Annotated in this window: 17 protein-coding genes and 1 tRNA gene; 11 read left to right on the forward strand and 7 right to left on the reverse strand. The window is 59.0% G+C overall.

The window, feature by feature from the left end; all coding sequences use genetic code 11:
* Positions 1-82 precede the first annotated feature (82 nt).
* On the reverse strand, positions 83-982 hold the full coding sequence (locus C8024_RS16845) for a hypothetical protein (RefSeq protein ID WP_173207292.1): 900 nt from the start codon (positions 980-982) through the stop codon (positions 83-85).
* A 67-nt stretch (positions 983-1049) separates the two neighbouring features.
* Complete coding sequence (locus C8024_RS16850) at positions 1050-2390, reverse strand: S8 family serine peptidase (RefSeq protein ID WP_173207293.1); 1341 nt, start codon at positions 2388-2390, stop codon at positions 1050-1052.
* 119 nt (positions 2391-2509) lie between these two features.
* Here C8024_RS16850 and C8024_RS16855 point away from each other — a divergent pair, with 119 nt between their 5' ends.
* Together C8024_RS16855 and C8024_RS16860 are read left to right on the forward strand one after the other, a co-directional pair.
* Positions 2510-2998 (forward strand): RNA polymerase sigma factor, encoded by a 489-nt coding sequence (locus C8024_RS16855; protein ID WP_173207295.1) that lies wholly within the window; start codon positions 2510-2512, stop codon positions 2996-2998.
* Positions 2995-3717 carry an anti-sigma factor gene (locus C8024_RS16860; protein ID WP_173207297.1) on the forward strand — a complete coding sequence of 241 codons (723 nt, stop codon included), beginning with the start codon at positions 2995-2997 and terminating at the stop codon, positions 3715-3717. The genes C8024_RS16855 and C8024_RS16860 overlap by 4 nt, the downstream gene beginning before the upstream one ends.
* Positions 3718-3835: 118 nt before the next feature.
* On the opposite strand, the gene C8024_RS16865 is transcribed toward C8024_RS16860, so the two are convergent.
* The 5 genes from C8024_RS16865 to C8024_RS16885 all read right to left on the reverse strand — a co-directional run bounded on the left by C8024_RS16865 (position 3836) and on the right by C8024_RS16885 (position 7304).
* Positions 3836-4162 (reverse strand): hypothetical protein, encoded by a 327-nt coding sequence (locus tag C8024_RS16865; RefSeq protein ID WP_173207299.1) that lies wholly within the window; start codon positions 4160-4162, stop codon positions 3836-3838.
* Between the two features lie 200 nt (positions 4163-4362).
* On the reverse strand, positions 4363-5256 hold the full coding sequence (locus tag C8024_RS16870; protein WP_173207301.1) for an NAD(+)/NADH kinase: 894 nt from the start codon (positions 5254-5256) through the stop codon (positions 4363-4365).
* A complete protein-coding gene (locus tag C8024_RS16875) occupies positions 5253-6308 on the reverse strand; it encodes an SPFH domain-containing protein (protein ID WP_173207303.1) in 1056 nt (351 codons plus the stop codon). Before C8024_RS16875 ends, C8024_RS16870 begins: the two co-directional genes overlap by 4 nt.
* The gene (locus C8024_RS16880) at positions 6292-7044 is read right to left on the reverse strand and encodes an NUDIX domain-containing protein (RefSeq protein ID WP_173207305.1); all 753 of its coding nucleotides are present in this window, start codon (positions 7042-7044) and stop codon (positions 6292-6294) included. The genes C8024_RS16875 and C8024_RS16880 overlap by 17 nt, the downstream gene beginning before the upstream one ends.
* A gap of 170 nt (positions 7045-7214) precedes the next feature.
* A tRNA-Ser gene (locus C8024_RS16885) sits at positions 7215-7304 on the reverse strand.
* Between the two features lie 231 nt (positions 7305-7535).
* On the opposite strand from C8024_RS16885, the gene C8024_RS16890 reads away from it, so the two are divergent.
* The 9 genes from C8024_RS16890 to C8024_RS16915 all read left to right on the forward strand — a co-directional run.
* Entirely contained in the window at positions 7536-8369 is an 834-nt protein-coding gene (locus C8024_RS16890; protein ID WP_173207308.1) for a sterol desaturase family protein, read from the forward strand.
* 69 nt (positions 8370-8438) lie between these two features.
* Complete coding sequence (locus tag C8024_RS23740; protein WP_367947406.1) at positions 8439-9191, forward strand: TVP38/TMEM64 family protein; 753 nt, start codon at positions 8439-8441, stop codon at positions 9189-9191.
* Positions 9110-10621 (forward strand): NAD(P)/FAD-dependent oxidoreductase, encoded by a 1512-nt coding sequence (locus tag C8024_RS16895; RefSeq protein WP_367947407.1) that lies wholly within the window; start codon positions 9110-9112, stop codon positions 10619-10621. Before C8024_RS23740 ends, C8024_RS16895 begins: the two co-directional genes overlap by 82 nt.
* Positions 10618-10767, forward strand: a complete 150-nt coding sequence (locus tag C8024_RS22130) for a hypothetical protein (RefSeq protein ID WP_254306033.1) — start codon at positions 10618-10620, stop codon at positions 10765-10767. Before C8024_RS16895 ends, C8024_RS22130 begins: the two co-directional genes overlap by 4 nt.
* Positions 10737-11885: a NupC/NupG family nucleoside CNT transporter gene (locus tag C8024_RS16900; protein WP_254306034.1), complete on the forward strand. Its 1149-nt coding sequence runs from the start codon at positions 10737-10739 to the stop codon at positions 11883-11885. Before C8024_RS22130 ends, C8024_RS16900 begins: the two co-directional genes overlap by 31 nt.
* A 9-nt stretch (positions 11886-11894) precedes the next feature.
* A complete protein-coding gene (locus C8024_RS16905; protein WP_173207311.1) occupies positions 11895-12497 on the forward strand; it encodes a CDP-alcohol phosphatidyltransferase family protein in 603 nt (200 codons plus the stop codon).
* 207 nt (positions 12498-12704) lie between these two features.
* Entirely contained in the window at positions 12705-13586 is an 882-nt protein-coding gene (locus C8024_RS22135; protein WP_254306035.1) for an HAD family phosphatase, read from the forward strand.
* Positions 13583-14350, forward strand: coding sequence for a 1-acyl-sn-glycerol-3-phosphate acyltransferase (locus C8024_RS22140; protein WP_254306036.1), 768 nt, complete (start codon positions 13583-13585; stop codon positions 14348-14350). The genes C8024_RS22135 and C8024_RS22140 overlap by 4 nt, the downstream gene beginning before the upstream one ends.
* Before the next feature lie 20 nt (positions 14351-14370).
* The coding region (locus C8024_RS16915; RefSeq protein WP_173207314.1) for a glycerol-3-phosphate 1-O-acyltransferase at positions 14371-16539 on the forward strand (2169 nt) is incomplete at its 3' end.

The following is a 16539-nucleotide window of genomic DNA, read 5'->3' on the forward strand; positions in this document are numbered from 1 at the left end:
CGTCAGACTATAGTCTGACGCGCCCTTTGCCGACAGGTTAAAGCGGGGGCTTCCGGTCATGGGCAGCCTGCCGGCAAGCTCCTTACTGGCTGTTCTGGCTTTGCGGCGTCTTTTCCTGCTGCTTGGCAGCCTGTTTGATTTCACCTTTGCTCATTCCGGTGATCAGCACATCACCCGATCCGGCAAAATTAGCTGCGGGAAGGGTGGCCGTGCGGTTGCCGGCTTCGACAACCACGGCACTCACAACGCCTGAGCCGGTTTGCTGGACAGCCTGGACATAGCCAACCACGCGACCTTTAGGGTCTTCGATCGGCATTCCGGGGGTAATGGCGAACATGCCGTCAGCATTGGCCGCAGTGCTGCCCGAAGCGGCGAGCTGGCCGAGATTGCCCATCGCCATCGTGCTACCGCTGGCAGCGATGCTGCCGGCAAGCGACCCGGTGCCTCTCGCGCCGTTGACAGCGTTACGCGCGGTTCCGGTGGCGGTGGATGCAGCGCCACTGGCCGCTGATCGTGCGCTGCCGACGCTGTTGCGCGCTGTTCCCACCGCTTGCCCGGCGGCCGAGCGCACGGCGTCGGTGCCGATCAAAGTCGTATCGGTGCTGCTGCTGGCCGAGCCGGAAGCCGAGCCGCTCGCCGCCCCGTTTGCTGTCCCGTTGATGATATTATTCGAGGCATCGACCCCGCCGAGCAGCGAGCCATTGGCACTGGAATTGCTGTTGGCGTCGGTGGCGACCCGGCCCGACTGCGTGTCCACCGTCCGGTCAACCTTCGTGGAGCTGGTCACTCCGCCCCGGCCGGCAACGGTTCCGCCGGTCTGGCCGATCGTGTCCACTCCCGAACCGATGTTGCCCCCCAGGGAACCGCCCAACGAACCCCCGAGGCCGCCGCTGCCGCCGAGCAGCTGGGCCGATGCGGGCGCTGTCGCCAGAAACGCGATTGTGAAAGTGCCGGTGAAGATATTTGTGATCGACTTTTTCATGATGTTTCTCCTTCTGTGGCGATGCATTTTTTCGCCATCTGTCAGGAGAACGCGCCGGCGTTCCGGATTAATCCGTCCCGCGCAAAAAATCGGAATATTTATCGGTCGGCGCAATTTTCGCAGACCAGACCATGGCCATAGACCTTGTCCGCGCCCTTTTTGCCAAGATCCCGGCTTCGCCGATCAACGCGCTCACCGCCTTTTCGATCGCTGCTATATCGGGGGCAGGATAATGCGCGGCGAGACGTGCTGCTACCAGGGGAGCGGCATAGGAAGTGCCGCGCAACGGCACAGTCTTGCCATCGGGAGAAGCGCCCATGATATCTGCGCCGGGGGCGGCGAAATCGACCGGCGTGGCAATCCCGGCTTCCGGTAGTGCCTTGTGCCGGCGATCCACGCCCGTCACGCCGAGCACGCCCTTGTAGGCGGCCGGAAAGCGCGGCGGGGCCGCCGGCCCGTCATTGCCCACGGCAGCCACGATCAGCATGCCCTTGCCCTGGGCAGAGCGGATCGCGCGGCGGAGCAAACCATTGTCCGGCCCGACGAGGCTGATGGTAACGACAGGAATTTTCCGCGTCGCCATCCAGCCGAGCGCACGTGCTATCGCGGTTGCATTGCCGCCCGCCGGATCGCTGCCATAGATGTCCGCCGCCAGCAGGCCGGTCCCGCTGTCTTTCCGGCTCATGGAAATCAGCGACGCGATGGCCGTGCCGTGCGCGCTCGCTAGCGGCGCTCCCTTGGCAAAGCCGCGCTGTTCGACAGGGATTTTTATCAGACCATGTCTGGCGACGCCGCCGTCAATCAGACCGATGGTTGCAGTTTTTGCAGCACCGCCGGCCAGCAACGCAGCGGGCAGGGCACCGCAACCGCCGCAAGACGAGGGAGTGGCGCTGGTGAAGTAGATATTGTCACCGCTGATCTCTGCCTCACGCGCGATTTTCTGAAGCTTCTTCTGCTCCGACTTCAGGCTCTCGCCCTTGCGCGTCGAAAATTTCACGAAGTTCAGGTCCAGCCCGTCGATCCGGCCGCGCTCGAACACGGTGAAACCACTGGCCACGGCCTTGCTGACCGATGCTTCGGAGATGTCGGTTGCCACCAATATGCCGCGCACCGCGGGATCGCCATTTTCGTCTCGCTCCACATGCGCCCGATTGTCTCGCAGGAACCGGCTGGTCCGGTCCATGCGCAGGCGGTCGAGCAATGCTGTCAGCTCCGACCTGCTCAGCCGGTCGAGCAGATCAGCTTCGAGCGAACCGGTGATTGGATCGATTATCTTGCTGCTTGCCTCTCCGACAGTCCGGTCGGGGAGACCAAGGCCCGGCCCGACGCCGGGCAGCGATAGCTGGGCCCATGCCGCGGCCGGAACGAAGACGATCAGGATCATCACCCAGTATCGCGCTGCTTTCATGTCTTCAATCCTTCCGGTAGAGACAGGCCATTGCCCGTTTGCTTTTTTGCGTTCATGGATTAAACGAACCGGCTCCATCGTTTCATCCATAGACCATCAATAAAGGATATCCGCGCTGAATGGCATTTGAACAGGATCTGCTGGCATTGCTCCCGCAATTGCGGCGTTTCGCCCGCAGCCTAACGCGCAATATCGATGATGCAGATGATCTGTGTCAGATGGCCCTCGAGCGTGCGCTGAACAAGCGTGACCAATATCAACCGGGAACAAGACTGGATAGCTGGATGTACAGGATTACGAGAAATATCTGGATCGACACGGTCCGGGCGGCGGGGCGGCGGGAGCATGTCGCCAATGATGATGACGCGATGCAGAATGTTGCGGGCGACGATCACCAGCGCATGGAAGAGCGGATGGAACTTTCCGATGTCGACCGGGCGATGGACCTGTTACCGCTCGAACAGCGCGAAGCCATCGTGCTCGTCCTGGTCGAGGGCTTTGCCTATAAGGAGGCGGCAGAGTTGCTTGACATACCGATCGGCACCCTGACTTCGCGACTGGTTCGCGGACGAGAAGCGCTGCAACGCGGACTGGGAGAAGCGGCATGACCTTTGATGACGAAACGATCATCGCCTATGTCGATGGCGAATGCGATGCGGTGACCGCCAAGCGGATCGAAAAGGCGATGGAAACGGACAATCTACTGGCCGATCGCATCGCCAGAGAACGGGCCCTTAAAAGCCGGCTCGCCGCCCATTATGATCCCGTCGCGCAAGAGCCTGTGCCGGATCGCCTGACCGCGCTGCTGACCGCTTCGATGGAAAATAATGTCGATAACAGCTTTGCCGAGCGAAAAGCCGGGGAAGACCGGAAACGCGCCGGCCGAACTGGTTTCGGCATCGCGCAATGGGGCGCGATGGCCGCAACCCTGGCGCTGGGCATCGTGGTCGGCCAGTTCGGCCTCGGCCAGAATGCCGGTCCGGTTGCCCAGCAGGAGGGCGCGCTGATCGCCAGTGGCCAACTCGAAACCGCTCTGGAAAAGCAGCTTGCCTCGGTCCAGGGCGAAGACAGCCGCTATCGTATCGGTCTGACCTTCCGTTCAAGGTCGGATCAGATTTGCCGCAGCTTTGACGGCGAAGCGCTTGCTGGTATTGCCTGCAAGGCCGACGGCCACTGGCAGCTGGAGGACATGCTCCCCGGCAAGGCGACAAGCGGCTATCGGCAGGCTTCGAGCAGCGAAATCAACGCCCGCGCCGCGGCGATGATGGCCGATGCTCCGGTGGATGCGGACGGCGAACGCCAATTGATGGAAAATGGCTGGAAATAGCGACCGGGTATCGACGCCCGATCGAGCGGTCTTTCCCGGAAGCGCGAATCATTGCGGCAGATCGCCACAAAAAAGGCGGGGATCAAACCCCGCCTTTTGTTAAACTCTCCGGAAAAGTCTAGTCGCCGACCGTGACCCGGCCAACCCGAAAATTGCGATCCCGCATTTCCTCGACATAATCCTTGTCGGCATCAACAAGTTCATTTTCATATTCCTCCCATGCCTCGCGCGTGTCTTCCGCATCGGTCGCCCGGCGCAGATCGCTTTTCAGCTCCTTGTCGGCTTCCAGCACATCCGCCAGATAGTTATACCAATGCTTGTCATATTGACCGGCAATCGGCGTTTTCCGGATTTCCACATGGCTTTCCTGTCCGGCATGGGCGGCCAGAGGGGTGGCAGCAATGGCGGCAATGGCTAAGCTGGTTGTCAAAAATGCAGTTCTCATTTCCATATCTCCATTCTGGTTGTGCAAGGAGAACGAAGCGAAATGCATTTCTCATCCATTGGCACAAAGATTTCTTCGCTCGAATAGTCAGGAGAGAGGGCGGTCTTGGGCGATGGCGGAATGTTTCGACGGCGCGGACCCGCCGTTGCTCCCGGCAACGGAGCACATAATCAATCCTGCCAACTGACCTGGATCATATTCTAGCTGGCGACGAGATGAAGATTTCTGCGGGAGGGCTGGATGTCAATTTTGCGGCCCCAGTCGAAGCTCAGAAAGTCCTGCTCGATACCATCGGCAAAGACAACGCCGCCTTCATTCATCCGCGAGGTGATTTCCAGAGACCCGTGTTTCAGCTTAGCGGCGCGCATGCTGGTTCCAGTTGATATGCTGGGGAAGGGTTCGCGGACAAAATAGGCGATCGCGGCTTCTTCGGGGAGAATAGAAAGCTTTGCACCGGTCGCCTCCATGATCGAGCGTGCCCAGCCCGTTGCGCCGGTACCGCTGGCTACAATGACGCCGCTGGAACTCTGGTTTTCCTGCTGGTCCCCTTGTGCGATCCTGTAGCGAGCAGACTGGTGGCTGCGATGGCCGACAAATAGTTCGTTGAGCGCAAAAAGCCTTTCGCCGCCGTCCAGCACCGCCTCCACCATGGTTCTGCGCTGGACGTCAATATCCTGGTGGAGATAGTCGGACAACCGGGCGGACAGCTGGTCCACTCGCAGGCGCACCAGAACGCCATCATAGAGTTGTGGCGCAGCGTTGACGCCGAAGACTGTCTGCCCGTCCAGATATTTGGCCACATTGGCAATGAGCCCGTCCTGTCCGACCGCGATAATCACATCATCGGGAGCAAAGAGGAACCGGTTCAGGTCGCTCCGCCGGACAAGCGTCTGTTTCCAATCCGGAGGCACGACCGCGCGCGCCTGTTTCAGCGTGTCGATAAAATCCGCATGCCTGTGTTCCACTTCCGATATTTTCTGTCCGCGCGTTTCGAGATGAAACCGGGCTTGCTCGTGCGTCGCATGTCGCGAGAGCAACAGTTCATAGTCGGTTTCGCGGGTGACAAAGACCGCTCTTGGTGAAATCGAGGTCATGTCTTTCTGCTGCGCCGGGTTTTGGGTACCGTCGGGCCGGGGTCATTTTCCTGCGGCTGCGGCGTGAGTGCGACATGCTGTGCCCCCTCAACCTTGCCGCCGAATTCCCGCATGACCGCGGCCAGAATATCCGGCGTGATGTTGAGATGTTCGATATTGTCGAGCTTTCCGGCCATTTCCCGGGCGGCTAGACCCAGCAGGACGCCAGGTGCCAGATCGCGATAGACAGCGATATGCGCCGTTTCACTTTCCGCATTGGCCGTCTCGATCGTGCGGATCCGTGCGGCCTCAGCATTGGCTTCGACCTGTTGCGCCTCTGCCCGAGCCATGGCCCGGCTCTTGCTGTTTTCCGCTTCTTCGGTGATCAGCAATTTTTCGCGACGGGCGAGCTCGACTTTGTTGTTGAGCGTATTTTCCTCGATAGCGCGCTCTTTCTCGACCGCCAGAGCGCGACGTTCAAACACGGCCTCATCCGCCTTTTGCTGTAGGGCCTCGAATGTCGGTGTCTGCAGGGCGCGTTCCAGCTCGCTGCTCGGGGCCAGATTGTTCAGCCGGGCCGCCACGATCGCAAGGCCAATGTCATTCAGCGCCGGTTCGCCAGCCAGCGCCGTCTCCAGCCTCTGCCGCAGGGGCTCCACGCCGGCATCAAGCAATTCGCGGACTGTGGCTTCGGCGAGATATTGCACGGTGGCCTGATTGACCAATCCCGCCAGCCGGGTCTCGATCCGTTCAATCGGGTCCCGGATATATTGCCCGTTGGCCAAGCTGATCGTGAAATCGATCCGCTCTGCCACTTTCTCGGGATCTGCAATGCGCCAGTTGAGTACGCCTTGCACGTTCACATCCTGAAAATCGGCGCTGCGACCTTTGATGAAAATCGTCATCTCGCGGTCGTCCATCGGCAGTTCGGCTATACTTGCCGTTTCCGGACGGAACCAGAAGACCAATCCCTTGCCGCTCTGCCGGACCGAACCTTTGCGGTAGCGAATGACAAAATGGCTGGCGTCGCTGCGCAATTGCGCGAGAAATGCAAAGTTACGTATCTGTGCCATGATCGTTTCTTTCGTTGTCCTGGTTGAAATAATATAATTCTGCCGGCCGGAACGAGGCACCGGTCTCGCGCTTTCCACTGCCGCTGATCCAGTTTCGATCGAGCATTTTGCGCCGGAAAGCGGGCTTGTTCAATTTTACGCCCAGGATTGATTCGTGTACGTCCTGCAACTGGCGCAATGTGAAAAGGGAGGGCAGCAGAGCAAAGGCTACGGGCGAATAGTCCAGCTTGCCGCGCAGCCGCTTGATGGCCAGGCCCAATATTTCAGCATGATCGAACGCCAGCGGCAGGGGCGTGCAATCGCTGTCGAGCGCGGCGACCGGCCCGCCCGTTTCTCCGGGCCACGGCACTTCGATTTCCGCCAGCGTGAGCGCGGGATTGTCTTTCAGCGCCGCTTCGAAATGCTTCGCTGGCAGCAGGGCAAAATAGGCCACGGTCAACACCCGCATGCGGAGATCGCGATCGGGTGCGCCGAAAGTGTAGAGCTGTTCAACATAGGCGTCGGCAATCTGCGTATCTTCCTGCAAGATGCGCCGCGCCGCTTCATCGAGGCTTTCGTGCATCTGAAGAAATCCGCCAGGCAAAGCCCATCTACCTGAGAAGGGTTGCTGCGCGCGGCGGGTGAGCAGGATCGCCGGAGAACCATTCAATATGCTCATCAGCACCAGATCAATGGTCACCGACGGGCGATCATATTGCGCAGGATCATAATTTTCGAGAAATTCTCTGTCGTCCATGTCCAGCCTCATTATCTAATATGCATATTACATATAACTATATTAGATATAAGTAAAGCTCTTGTTGTGCGGTCTTGAAAAAATCCATTCGAGCGATGGTCTTGGGCAAGAAGGAGCGGCAAGCGCCGAAGCTGTGGGGCAGGTCCGGCCCCGGAAAGCCGCAAGGTCTGTGGAGGTGCGTTAGGGATTCGAACCCTAGATACCATTGCTGGCATACCGCATTTCGAGTGCGGCGCTTTCGACCACTCAGCCAACGCACCTCATAGACGGGGCAGCATCTAGCGATCATCGCGCAGCGCTGCAACCCATATTGGGATGTCTCGCGGAATCCCGGGAGAGACGGGCAGGGGGCAGCTCTGTCTATGCCCTGAACGCCCTGGAAAACCGGGGTTTCTGGAATATCGCCTTTTGCCGGGTCGATCTCTGCTATAGGCGGTGACGAGAATAGACCCGAACGAGGAAAACCCGAATGGCCAGAAAAAACCGCTTTCATGACAGACAATCTCGCTCAATATGGCCTGCTCCTGTCCGTGCTGCTGTTCGCGATTCTCGCCGTCAGCGAGGCCCTGTTTCCGCGCCGCCAGCGTTCGCTGTCGCGGGCCAGACGCTGGCGGACCAATATAGTGATCATCCTGCTGGACAGCGTTGCGCTTCGGCTGATGGGGCCGGCCGCCGCGCTCGCTGTCGCCGGCTATGCGGCGCAAAATCATATCGGGCTGTTCAACTGGACAGACTGGCCTGCATGGGTGGAATTTGCATTCGCCCTGATCCTGCTCGATCTGGCGATTTACGGGCAGCATATCGCGACCCACAAGATCCCGCTGCTGTGGGCCATTCACCAGGTTCATCATGCCGACCGCGACATCGATGTAACGACCGGAATACGCTTTCATCCGGTCGAGATCATCCTGTCGATGCTGTACAAATGCCTGTTGGTGCTGTTGATCGGGCCGAGCCTGCTCGCGGTGTTCGTCTTTGCGCTTGTCCTCAATCTGTGCGCGATGTTCAACCACAGCAATTTGCGGCTGCCCGGCTGGCTGGACCGACGGCTGCGCCTGTTCCTCGTCACCCCGGACATGCACCGCGTTCACCATTCGATCGTGCCCGGCGAAACCGACAGCAATTACGGTTTCAGCATCGCCCTGTGGGACCGGCTATTCCGCACCTATGTCGCGCAACCGGAAGCCGGCCATGACGACATGACAATCGGTCTGGAGGAATATCAGACCGACAGTCCGGCGGACTTCTGGTGGAGCTTGGCGCTTCCGTTCCGGAAAGCCTATCGGCCAGACAAGACCAAAGGTTACAAAAGAAATTCTACCTGAACCGGAAATTACGCTAGGTTCCAAAGCGGGCAGAAGCTCCATATAGGAGACGATATTCAAGGCTGGCCAGTGCAGCGGAGCCCCGTCGGGCGGAAAGAATTACATGAAAAAATACTGATCCTCCTGCTGTTCGCCATAGCTTTCGCCAGCTTCTTCTATTTCGATCTCGGTTCGCAGTTGACGCTCGCCAATCTGAAGGAGCAGCAAGCCGCCTTTGACGCGCAATATCGGGCGGCGCCCGTGCTCGTTATCGGCATCTTCTTCTTGGTCTATGTGGCGGCGACGGCGGCATCCCTGCCGGGCGCGCTCATTCTGACGCTCGCGGCTGGCGCCTTGTTCGGCGTCCTAGCCGGCACGATCATCGTGTCCTTCGCCTCGACAATCGGCGCGACCATCGCCTTCCTGTCGTCGCGCTATCTGTTCCGTGACACGATCAAGGCGCGTTTCGGTGACCGATTGAAGGCTATCGACGACGGCGTCGAGAAAGACGGGCCCTTCTACCTGCTGACTCTCCGACTGGTCCCCATATTCCCGTTCTTCCTGATCAACTTGCTGATGGGGCTGACCGCAATCAAGGCGCGCACCTTCTATATCGTCAGCCAGATCGGCATGTTGCTCGGCACAGTGGTCTATGTTAACGCGGGGACCCAGCTCGCCAATATCGACGAGGTCAGCGATATCGGCTCGCCCGGCCTGCTATTGTCCTTCGCCGCGCTCGGTATAACGCCGTGGATCGGCAAGTGGATCGTCGGACTGATCAAGCGCCGGAAAGTCTATGCGCGCTGGACCAGACCGAAAAATATGACCGCAATATGGTGGTGATCGGTGCCGGTGCCGCCGGTCTGGTCTCCTCTTATATTGCGGCCACGGTAAAAGCCAAGGTGACGCTGGTCGAAGCATCGAAAATGGGTGGCGACTGCCTCAACTACGGCTGTGTGCCCAGCAAGGCGCTGATCAAGAGCGCCAAGGTTGCCGAACAGATGCGTCACGGCGATGTTTATGGTCTGGACAAGGTCGAACCGACCTATAATTTCAAGGCGGTGATGCAGCGCATCCACGGCGTTATCGCGGAGATCGAACCGCATGACAGCGTCGAACGCTATACCGGTCTCGGCGTCGATGTGGTGAAGGGCTATGCGACGATTGTCGATCCGTGGACGGTCGAGATCAAGCGCGAGGACGGCGAGACACAGAGGCTCACCACCCGCTCCATCGTCATCGCGACCGGCGGCCGGCCGTTTGTGCCCGATCTGCCCGGCCTCGATGAAGTCGGCTATGTCACCAGCGATACGCTGTGGGAAGAGTTCGCGCAGATGGACGATATTCCCAAGCGGATGATCATACTCGGCGGCGGCCCGATTGGCTGCGAGTTGAGTCAGGCTTTTGCCCGGCTGGGAGCGGAGGTGGTGCAGGTCGAGCGTTCGGATCACCTGCTGGCGCGCGAAGATGATGAAGTCGCGGAACTGGCTCTCGGCGCGCAGCAAAGCTCGGGCGTCGAAGTATTGACCGGCCATGACGCGGTCCGCTGTGAACTCGTGGACGGCGAGAAGCGCCTGATCCTCAACGCAAATGGCGAAGAGAAGAGCATCGCCTTCGACGCGCTGGTGGTTGCGGTCGGGCGCAGCGCGCGTCTGAACGGCTTTGGACTGGAAGAGCTGGGCATTGAAACCGACAAAACGGTGGTGACCGACGACTATCTGGCCACCCTCTATCCCAATATCTTTGCCGCTGGTGATGTGGCAGGCCCCTATCAGTTCACTCATGTGGCATCGCATCAGGCGTGGTTTGCTTCGGTCAACGCCCTGTTCGGCCAGTTCCGCAAGTTCAAGGCCGACTATCGGGTGATCCCGTGGACCACCTTCATCGATCCCGAAATTGCGAGGGTCGGCCTGAACGAGCAGGACGCCAAGGCGCAGAACATCGCCTATGAAGTCACGACCTATCAGATGCACGAGCTGGACCGGGCGATTGCGGACAGCGCTACCAAGGGATTTGTCAAAGTATTGACCCCGCCGGGCAAGGACAAGATCCTGGGCGTCACCATTGTCGGCGACCATGCCGGGGAACTGCTCGCCGAATATGTGCTGGCGATGAAATACAAGCTCGGCCTGAACAAGATTTTGGGGACGATCCACACCTATCCGACGATGGCGGAAGCGAATAAATATGCCGCCGGCGAATGGAAACGGGCGCATGCGCCGCAAGGCCTGCTGCGCTGGGTCGAGCGTTATCACGACTGGATGCGCGGATGATGGCAATCTTGCAGCAAGGCCAGGGCCTGATCGGCCTGACGCTGATCCTCCTGTTCGTCTGGCTGCTGTCGGAAACCGGCAGGCCCGGCCGAGCTGGAAATGGATCGGCGGGGCGTTGCTGCTGCAATTTGCCATCGCGCTGGTGATCGTCCGGGTGCCCTTTGTCTGGGATATCATCGGTCTCGCCAATCAGGGCGTGATGGCAATTGAAAAGGCCACGCTGGTCGGATCATCCTATATGTTCGGCTATGCCGGCGGGGCCGAATTGCCTTTTGTTCTGAAGGAAGGCGCGCAGCCGCCGCTGATCATCGCATTCCAGATATTGCCTCTGGTCATCGTCTTCTCGGCGCTGTCCGCCTTGCTGTGGCATTGGGGCGTGCTCGCCTGGATCGTCCGCGGCCTGTCCTGGGCGCTGCGCAAGACGATGGGGGTCAGCGGCGTGGTTGGCCTCAGCGGCGGCGCCAATATCTTCCTCGGCGTAGTGGAATCGCCGCTGGTTTTGCGCGCCTATTTCGAGAAGATGAGCCGGGCGGAGCTGTTCATGGTCATGGTGCTGGCGATGTCGACCATCTCCGGCGCGATACTGGTTCTATATGCCTCAACTCTGTCCGCTACCGTCCCCAACGCCGTCGGCCATATGATCTCCGCATCGCTGATCTCGCTGCCGGCCGCGATATTGCTGGCCCGCCTGATGGTCCCGGGCGACGGCAAGACCGAGACCGGCAACGAGCAGCCCGGCCTCAAATATGACGGCAGCATCGACGCCATTGTGCGCGGTACGATGGAAGGCGTACAGGTCTTTCTCGCGGTTATCGGCATCATCTTGGTGGTCTTCGCGCTGGTGGCGCTGGTCGACCAGATATTGACCGTCTTGCCGTTTGTTGACGGTCAGGCGGTCACGATCAGACGCGCATTTGGTTGGCTGTTCGCGCCGCTGATGTGGACATTGGGCGTGCCCTGGGATCAGGCACCGGCTGCCGGGGCCTTGATGGGCACCAAGACGATCCTCAATGAATATGTCGCCTATCTCGATCTTTCGGCGCTACCGGAGGGAACGTTCGATCCGCGCAGTCAGCTTATTGTGGTTTACGCGCTGTGCGGCTTCGCCAATCTCGCCAGCGTCGGCTTGCTGGTGTCGACGATTGGCACGCTGACGCCATCGCGGCGCGTGGAAGTCGCCGGGCTCGGCATGAAGAGCTGGATCGCCGGCAATTGCGCCACCGCGATGACCGGCGCGGTGATCGGGCTGATTACCCTTGCGTGAGGAGGCCAGATGCTTGATTCCCGGATAAGGCCGCTGATCGATCCGCCGCTCAACGCCATTGGCAAGAGGATGGCGCGGGCAGGCATCACGGCCAATCAGGTCACGCTTGCGGGCGCGGCAATCGGCATCGGCGCGGGCGTCGCCATCGGCTATCGCTATTATCTACTGGGTCTGGCGCTGCTGCTGCTGAGCCGTTTGCTCGACGGCCTCGACGGAGCCGTCGCCCGTGCAACCAGGCAATCCGATTTCGGCGGCTATCTCGATATTGTCGGCGACTTTGCCTTTTACGTTGCGGTCCCGCTTGGCTTCGGCTTCGCCGTCCCGGTCAATCTGCCGTATGCGATGATCCTGATCGCCAGCTTCACCCTGACCGGTATCAGCTTCCTCGCTTATGCGGTGATGGCGGCGAAAGCGGGCCGCGAAACCGACGCGCATGGCAAGAAAAGCTTCTTCTACAATACAGGGCTTGCGGAAGGGACGGAGACCATCACCGCCTTTGTGCTGATGTGCCTGCTGCCCCAATATTTTACTGTCATCGCGACCGTTTATGCCGCGATGTGCGTGATCACGGTGATCCAGAGGACCATCGCTGCGAAAGTTGACTTTCCCTGACCGGCCTTTGCGACCGCCAGCGCGAACAGGCAAAAAGCGGGCATTGATTATGCTGCTTTCCGGCCAGAGAATCTTCACTCTTCGGTCACAGTTGAACCATAAAGGGACTTTCACCGCCGATCGCGCGGTGAATCCGATTTTTCGCCATTAAAAGCTGGGAAATCCTGCTGTTTTTGGCACGATAGACTTTCGGCGAGGGACATTTGAATGACCAAGACTAAAACGGCTGAATATCAATCCCATTTGCAAGACGTGCTGGATGCTCCGGAAGGCGCGCATATTGCCGCTCTTTTCGATTTCGACGGGACCATCATTGCCGGCTATTCGGCCACCGCGATGCTCTGGGAGAAGATCAAGCGTCGGGAAATGACCGCTGAGGAAGTGGTCGAAACGATCAATGTGATGGCTCAGTACAGCACCGGCAACATGGGTTTCTCTGGCCTGATGTCGGGCGCCGCGAAATTCATGAAGGGCGTTACCGAAGACAGTTATTTCGAATTTGGCGAGGAGCTCTACGAAAAGCATATTGCCCGCAAAGTCTATCCCGAAGCGCGCGCTCTGATCGAGGCCCATCGCGCCAAGGGTCATACGATCGCCATCGTCTCCTCCGCCACCATCTACCAGATCGAGCCGACTGCCCGCGATCTCGATATCGAACATGTGCTGTGTTCGCAATATGAAGTCGAGAATGGAGAATTCACCGGCAATATCATCCGACCGCTCTGCTTCGGCGAAGGCAAGGTGATCGCAGCCGAAGGTCTTGCAGCAGAATATGGCCTGGATCTCGACAACAGCTATTTCTATTCCGACAGCTATGACGATATCGAATTGCTGGAAAGAGTGGGCAAGCCGCGGCCGTTGAACCCCAATACAAAATTGCGCGAAGCGGCGCGCGAACATGGTTGGCCGCTGGAAAAATATGAAAGCCGGGGGCAGGGCAAGCCGGTGGATTATGTCCGGACCATCTATGCTACCGGATCGCTGATCGGTTCCGCCGTGGCTTCGCTGCCCATCTGGGCGCTGACCGGATCGAAGCGGGAAGCCATGAATTTTCCACCGGTCTCTTTGGCGATATTGCCACCGCTTTGACCGGCTGCGAGCTGGAAGTGACCGGTGAGGAGAATCTCTGGACCTCGCGCCCATGCATTTTCGTGTTTAACCACCAGAGCAAGGCCGACGTTATGATCCTGGCCAAACTGATCCGCCGGGACATGGGCGGCGTGGCCAAGAAGGAGGTGCGTGACACGCCGGTGATCGGCAAATTGATGGAACTGGCCGGAACGGTCTTCATCGACCGGGCCAATGCCGGGAGCGCGATCAAGGCGATGGCACCACTGATCGATGCGGTGAAGATCGACGGCAAATCCATTGTCATCGCTCCAGAGGGCACGCGGACGCTTTCGCCGAAACTCGGGCCTTTCAAGAAAGGTGCTTTCCATATGGCGATCCAGGCGGGTGTGCCCATGGTACCGATCGTCATACACAACGCCGGCGATGTAGCTCCCAAGAACGAATTTCTGATGCGCCCCGCAAAGGTACGCGTTGACGTCCTGCCTGCAGTCGATACCAGCAAGTGGACCAGCCGGACGATGAACCAACATGTCGCGGAAGTGCGTGGCATGTTCCTTGACGCTCTGGGACAGGCGGAAGAAGAGGACGCGCTGGAGGCGCTGGTGAACGAGGAGCGTTCACCGGATAAAAAGACGGCTGCGCCAAAGAAAAGCACAAAGCGCAAAGCCGGAACGAAAAAGACAGTAACAAAAAAGCCCGTTGCCAAGCAGGCCGCCCGCCGATCTACCCCGTCAAGCAAGCCGGCAGCACCAAAGCCGTCGAAAATGGAAGCGGCTGAATAAGCTGGAGTCGAGGAGTGGGGATGGACGAAGCAGCGCAAATCGCAAATTCCGGCCCGCTGCTGGCGCAAGGCCCCAAATTGTTTGTCATCGACGCGCGCAACGGGGTTGAACGCCGCTATCTGCTCAACTGGATCCGGACATCGATTCCCGACGTCGGGCCAGACGAGGCGCTTAACTGGGTCAGCCTGCCGATTTCCGACGAGCGGGCCAAAATGCGCCTCGGCCGTCTCGAGGAAAAGCTGAAGGAAAGTCCGGATACGCTCGTTGTCCCAGTACGTATTGCCTGGCGGATTCCCAATTTTGAAAAAAGCCGTGCCGTCAAGATGCGCCATGTCATTTTCGGAGACCCGCGCAATCCCGGCGCTTTTCGCGCCAGATCCATTCTCTTGCGCAACAAGCGCCGGGCGCAATGTCTGATCGGGCAGCCAGCGACGATCGGCGAACTCAAGCAGAATTTTGCCGAGCTCAGCAAGGATTACGACCAGACCGACAATAGTGAATTTGCTGCCTTTGTGGTTCGCCAGGCCGGGCTTGTGCTGGATATCGCCGAACGCGGATTGCGCGGGCGGCGCTACAAAGTGCCCCGACATGTTGCCGACGGGCTGCGCAGCGACGCCCGGTTTCGCGCCGCAATGACCCAGCTCGCCACCGAACGGGGTGACAGCGAAGCGGTGCTCTACGAGCAAGCGGCAAAATATATGAAGGAACTGATCGCAAGGCCAAGCCCGCTGTTCATTGACATGAAGGCAAAGCTCGACCGGTTCATGCTGTCCCAGGGCTATGATGACGATGTCGTCTTTGACCGCAAGGAACTGACTCGCTTGCGCCAGACGATGCGGGAACATCCGACTTTGCTGCTGTTTACCCACAAGACCTATATAGACGGTGTGACCGCCACCGATCTGGCCTATCAGAACGACTTGCCGCTCATACATCTGTTCGGTGGCATCAATCTGGATTTCTTCGGTCTGGGCTTCATGCTGCGCCGTGCTGGGACCATCTTCATCCGCCGCAGTTTCGAGAACAACCCAGTCTACAAGCTCGTGCTGCGCTATTATGTCAGCTATCTGCTGGAAAAACGCTTCCCGATGACCTGGGCCTTCGAGGGCACGCGCTCGCGGCTCGGCAAGCTGATGCCCCCGCGTTATGGCCTGCTCAAATATGTCATGGACAGCGCGCACAGCAACGACATTGAAAACGTCCATATCATCCCGGTGGTCACCAGTTTCGATCTTATCCGGGATGTTGAGGAATATGCCAGCGAACAAACCGGCCGGATCAAGAAACCGGAATCATTAAGCTGGTTCATCGGCTATCTTCGCAGCCTGCGAGAACCGATGGGAAAGGTCTATGTCGATTTCGGCGAACCGGTGGTCGTTAAAAAGGCGCCCAACCCGAATGACCGGCTAGCCCTGTCGAAAATGGCGTTTGAAGTCGCGGTACAGGCCAATCGGGCAACGCCTCTGACCCTGACATCATTGATGTGCCTCTGTCTGCTGGGCACCGCCCCGCGCGCGATGACGGAAGACGAATTGCGCGCGGTCATCAATTTTCTGGTCGGCTGGGCCCGGGAGCGCGACATTCGCCTGAGCGAAGATCTGACGGACAAAAATCTGGAGGGTGTTCAGCGGGTCATCGAGACGCTTGTAAATAACGGATTGCTCGTGCGCTATGACAAAGGCTCGACGCTGGTTTACGCGATCGAGCCGGACCAGCATCCGATTGCCAGCTATTATCGCAACACCATAATCCATCATTTCCTCGACAAGGCGATCATCGAGCTGTCGGTTCTCAAGGCGCGGGAGGTTACGGACCGCAATGCAGCGGAAATATTCTGGGAAGAAACCGACCGTCTTCGAGACCTGTTCAAATTCGAATTTTTCTATCCCGAGAAACAGCAATATCGCGAGAATCTGAAAGCCGAACTGCAGCGTGCCGATCCGGACTGGCAGGCAAAACTGGAGGAAGGAGGCGTCAAACTGGCCAGTCTCACCAACCGCTTCCAGCCGTTGATTGGCCATGCCGTATTCCTTCCCTTTGTCGAAGCCTATACCATCGTTCTGGATATTCTGTCGCGGCTGGAGCCTGGTGACGCGATCGACAAGAAAAGCTGTGTGGAAACGGCATTGAAGGAGGGGCGGCAGGCCTATCTTCTGCGCCGCATCACCAGCGAGGCTTCGATCGGAAAA

Source organism: Sphingopyxis sp. BSNA05 (assembly GCF_013265645.1).
Lineage (GTDB): Bacteria > Pseudomonadota > Alphaproteobacteria > Sphingomonadales > Sphingomonadaceae > Parasphingorhabdus.

Excerpts from the sequence above, each read along its gene's own strand:
- C8024_RS16875 (WP_173207303.1), bottom strand. The coding sequence starts at position 6,308 with ATGGCACAGATACGTAACTTTGCATTTCTCGCGCAATTGCGCAGCGAC.
- C8024_RS16855 (WP_173207295.1), top strand. The coding sequence starts at position 2,510 with ATGGCATTTGAACAGGATCTGCTGGCATTGCTCCCGCAATTGCGGCGT.
- C8024_RS22130 (WP_254306033.1), top strand. The coding sequence starts at position 10,618 with ATGATGGCAATCTTGCAGCAAGGCCAGGGCCTGATCGGCCTGACGCTG.
- C8024_RS16880 (WP_173207305.1), bottom strand. The coding sequence starts at position 7,044 with ATGGACGACAGAGAATTTCTCGAAAATTATGATCCTGCGCAATATGAT.
- C8024_RS16905 (WP_173207311.1), top strand. The coding sequence starts at position 11,895 with ATGCTTGATTCCCGGATAAGGCCGCTGATCGATCCGCCGCTCAACGCC.
- C8024_RS16870 (WP_173207301.1), bottom strand. The coding sequence starts at position 5,256 with ATGACCTCGATTTCACCAAGAGCGGTCTTTGTCACCCGCGAAACCGAC.
- C8024_RS16890 (WP_173207308.1), top strand. The coding sequence starts at position 7,536 with ATGACAGACAATCTCGCTCAATATGGCCTGCTCCTGTCCGTGCTGCTG.
- C8024_RS22135 (WP_254306035.1), top strand. The coding sequence starts at position 12,705 with ATGACCAAGACTAAAACGGCTGAATATCAATCCCATTTGCAAGACGTG.
- C8024_RS16865 (WP_173207299.1), bottom strand. The coding sequence starts at position 4,162 with ATGAGAACTGCATTTTTGACAACCAGCTTAGCCATTGCCGCCATTGCT.
- C8024_RS16860 (WP_173207297.1), top strand. The coding sequence starts at position 2,995 with ATGACCTTTGATGACGAAACGATCATCGCCTATGTCGATGGCGAATGC.
- C8024_RS16845 (WP_173207292.1), bottom strand. The coding sequence starts at position 982 with ATGAAAAAGTCGATCACAAATATCTTCACCGGCACTTTCACAATCGCG.
- C8024_RS16850 (WP_173207293.1), bottom strand. The coding sequence starts at position 2,390 with ATGAAAGCAGCGCGATACTGGGTGATGATCCTGATCGTCTTCGTTCCG.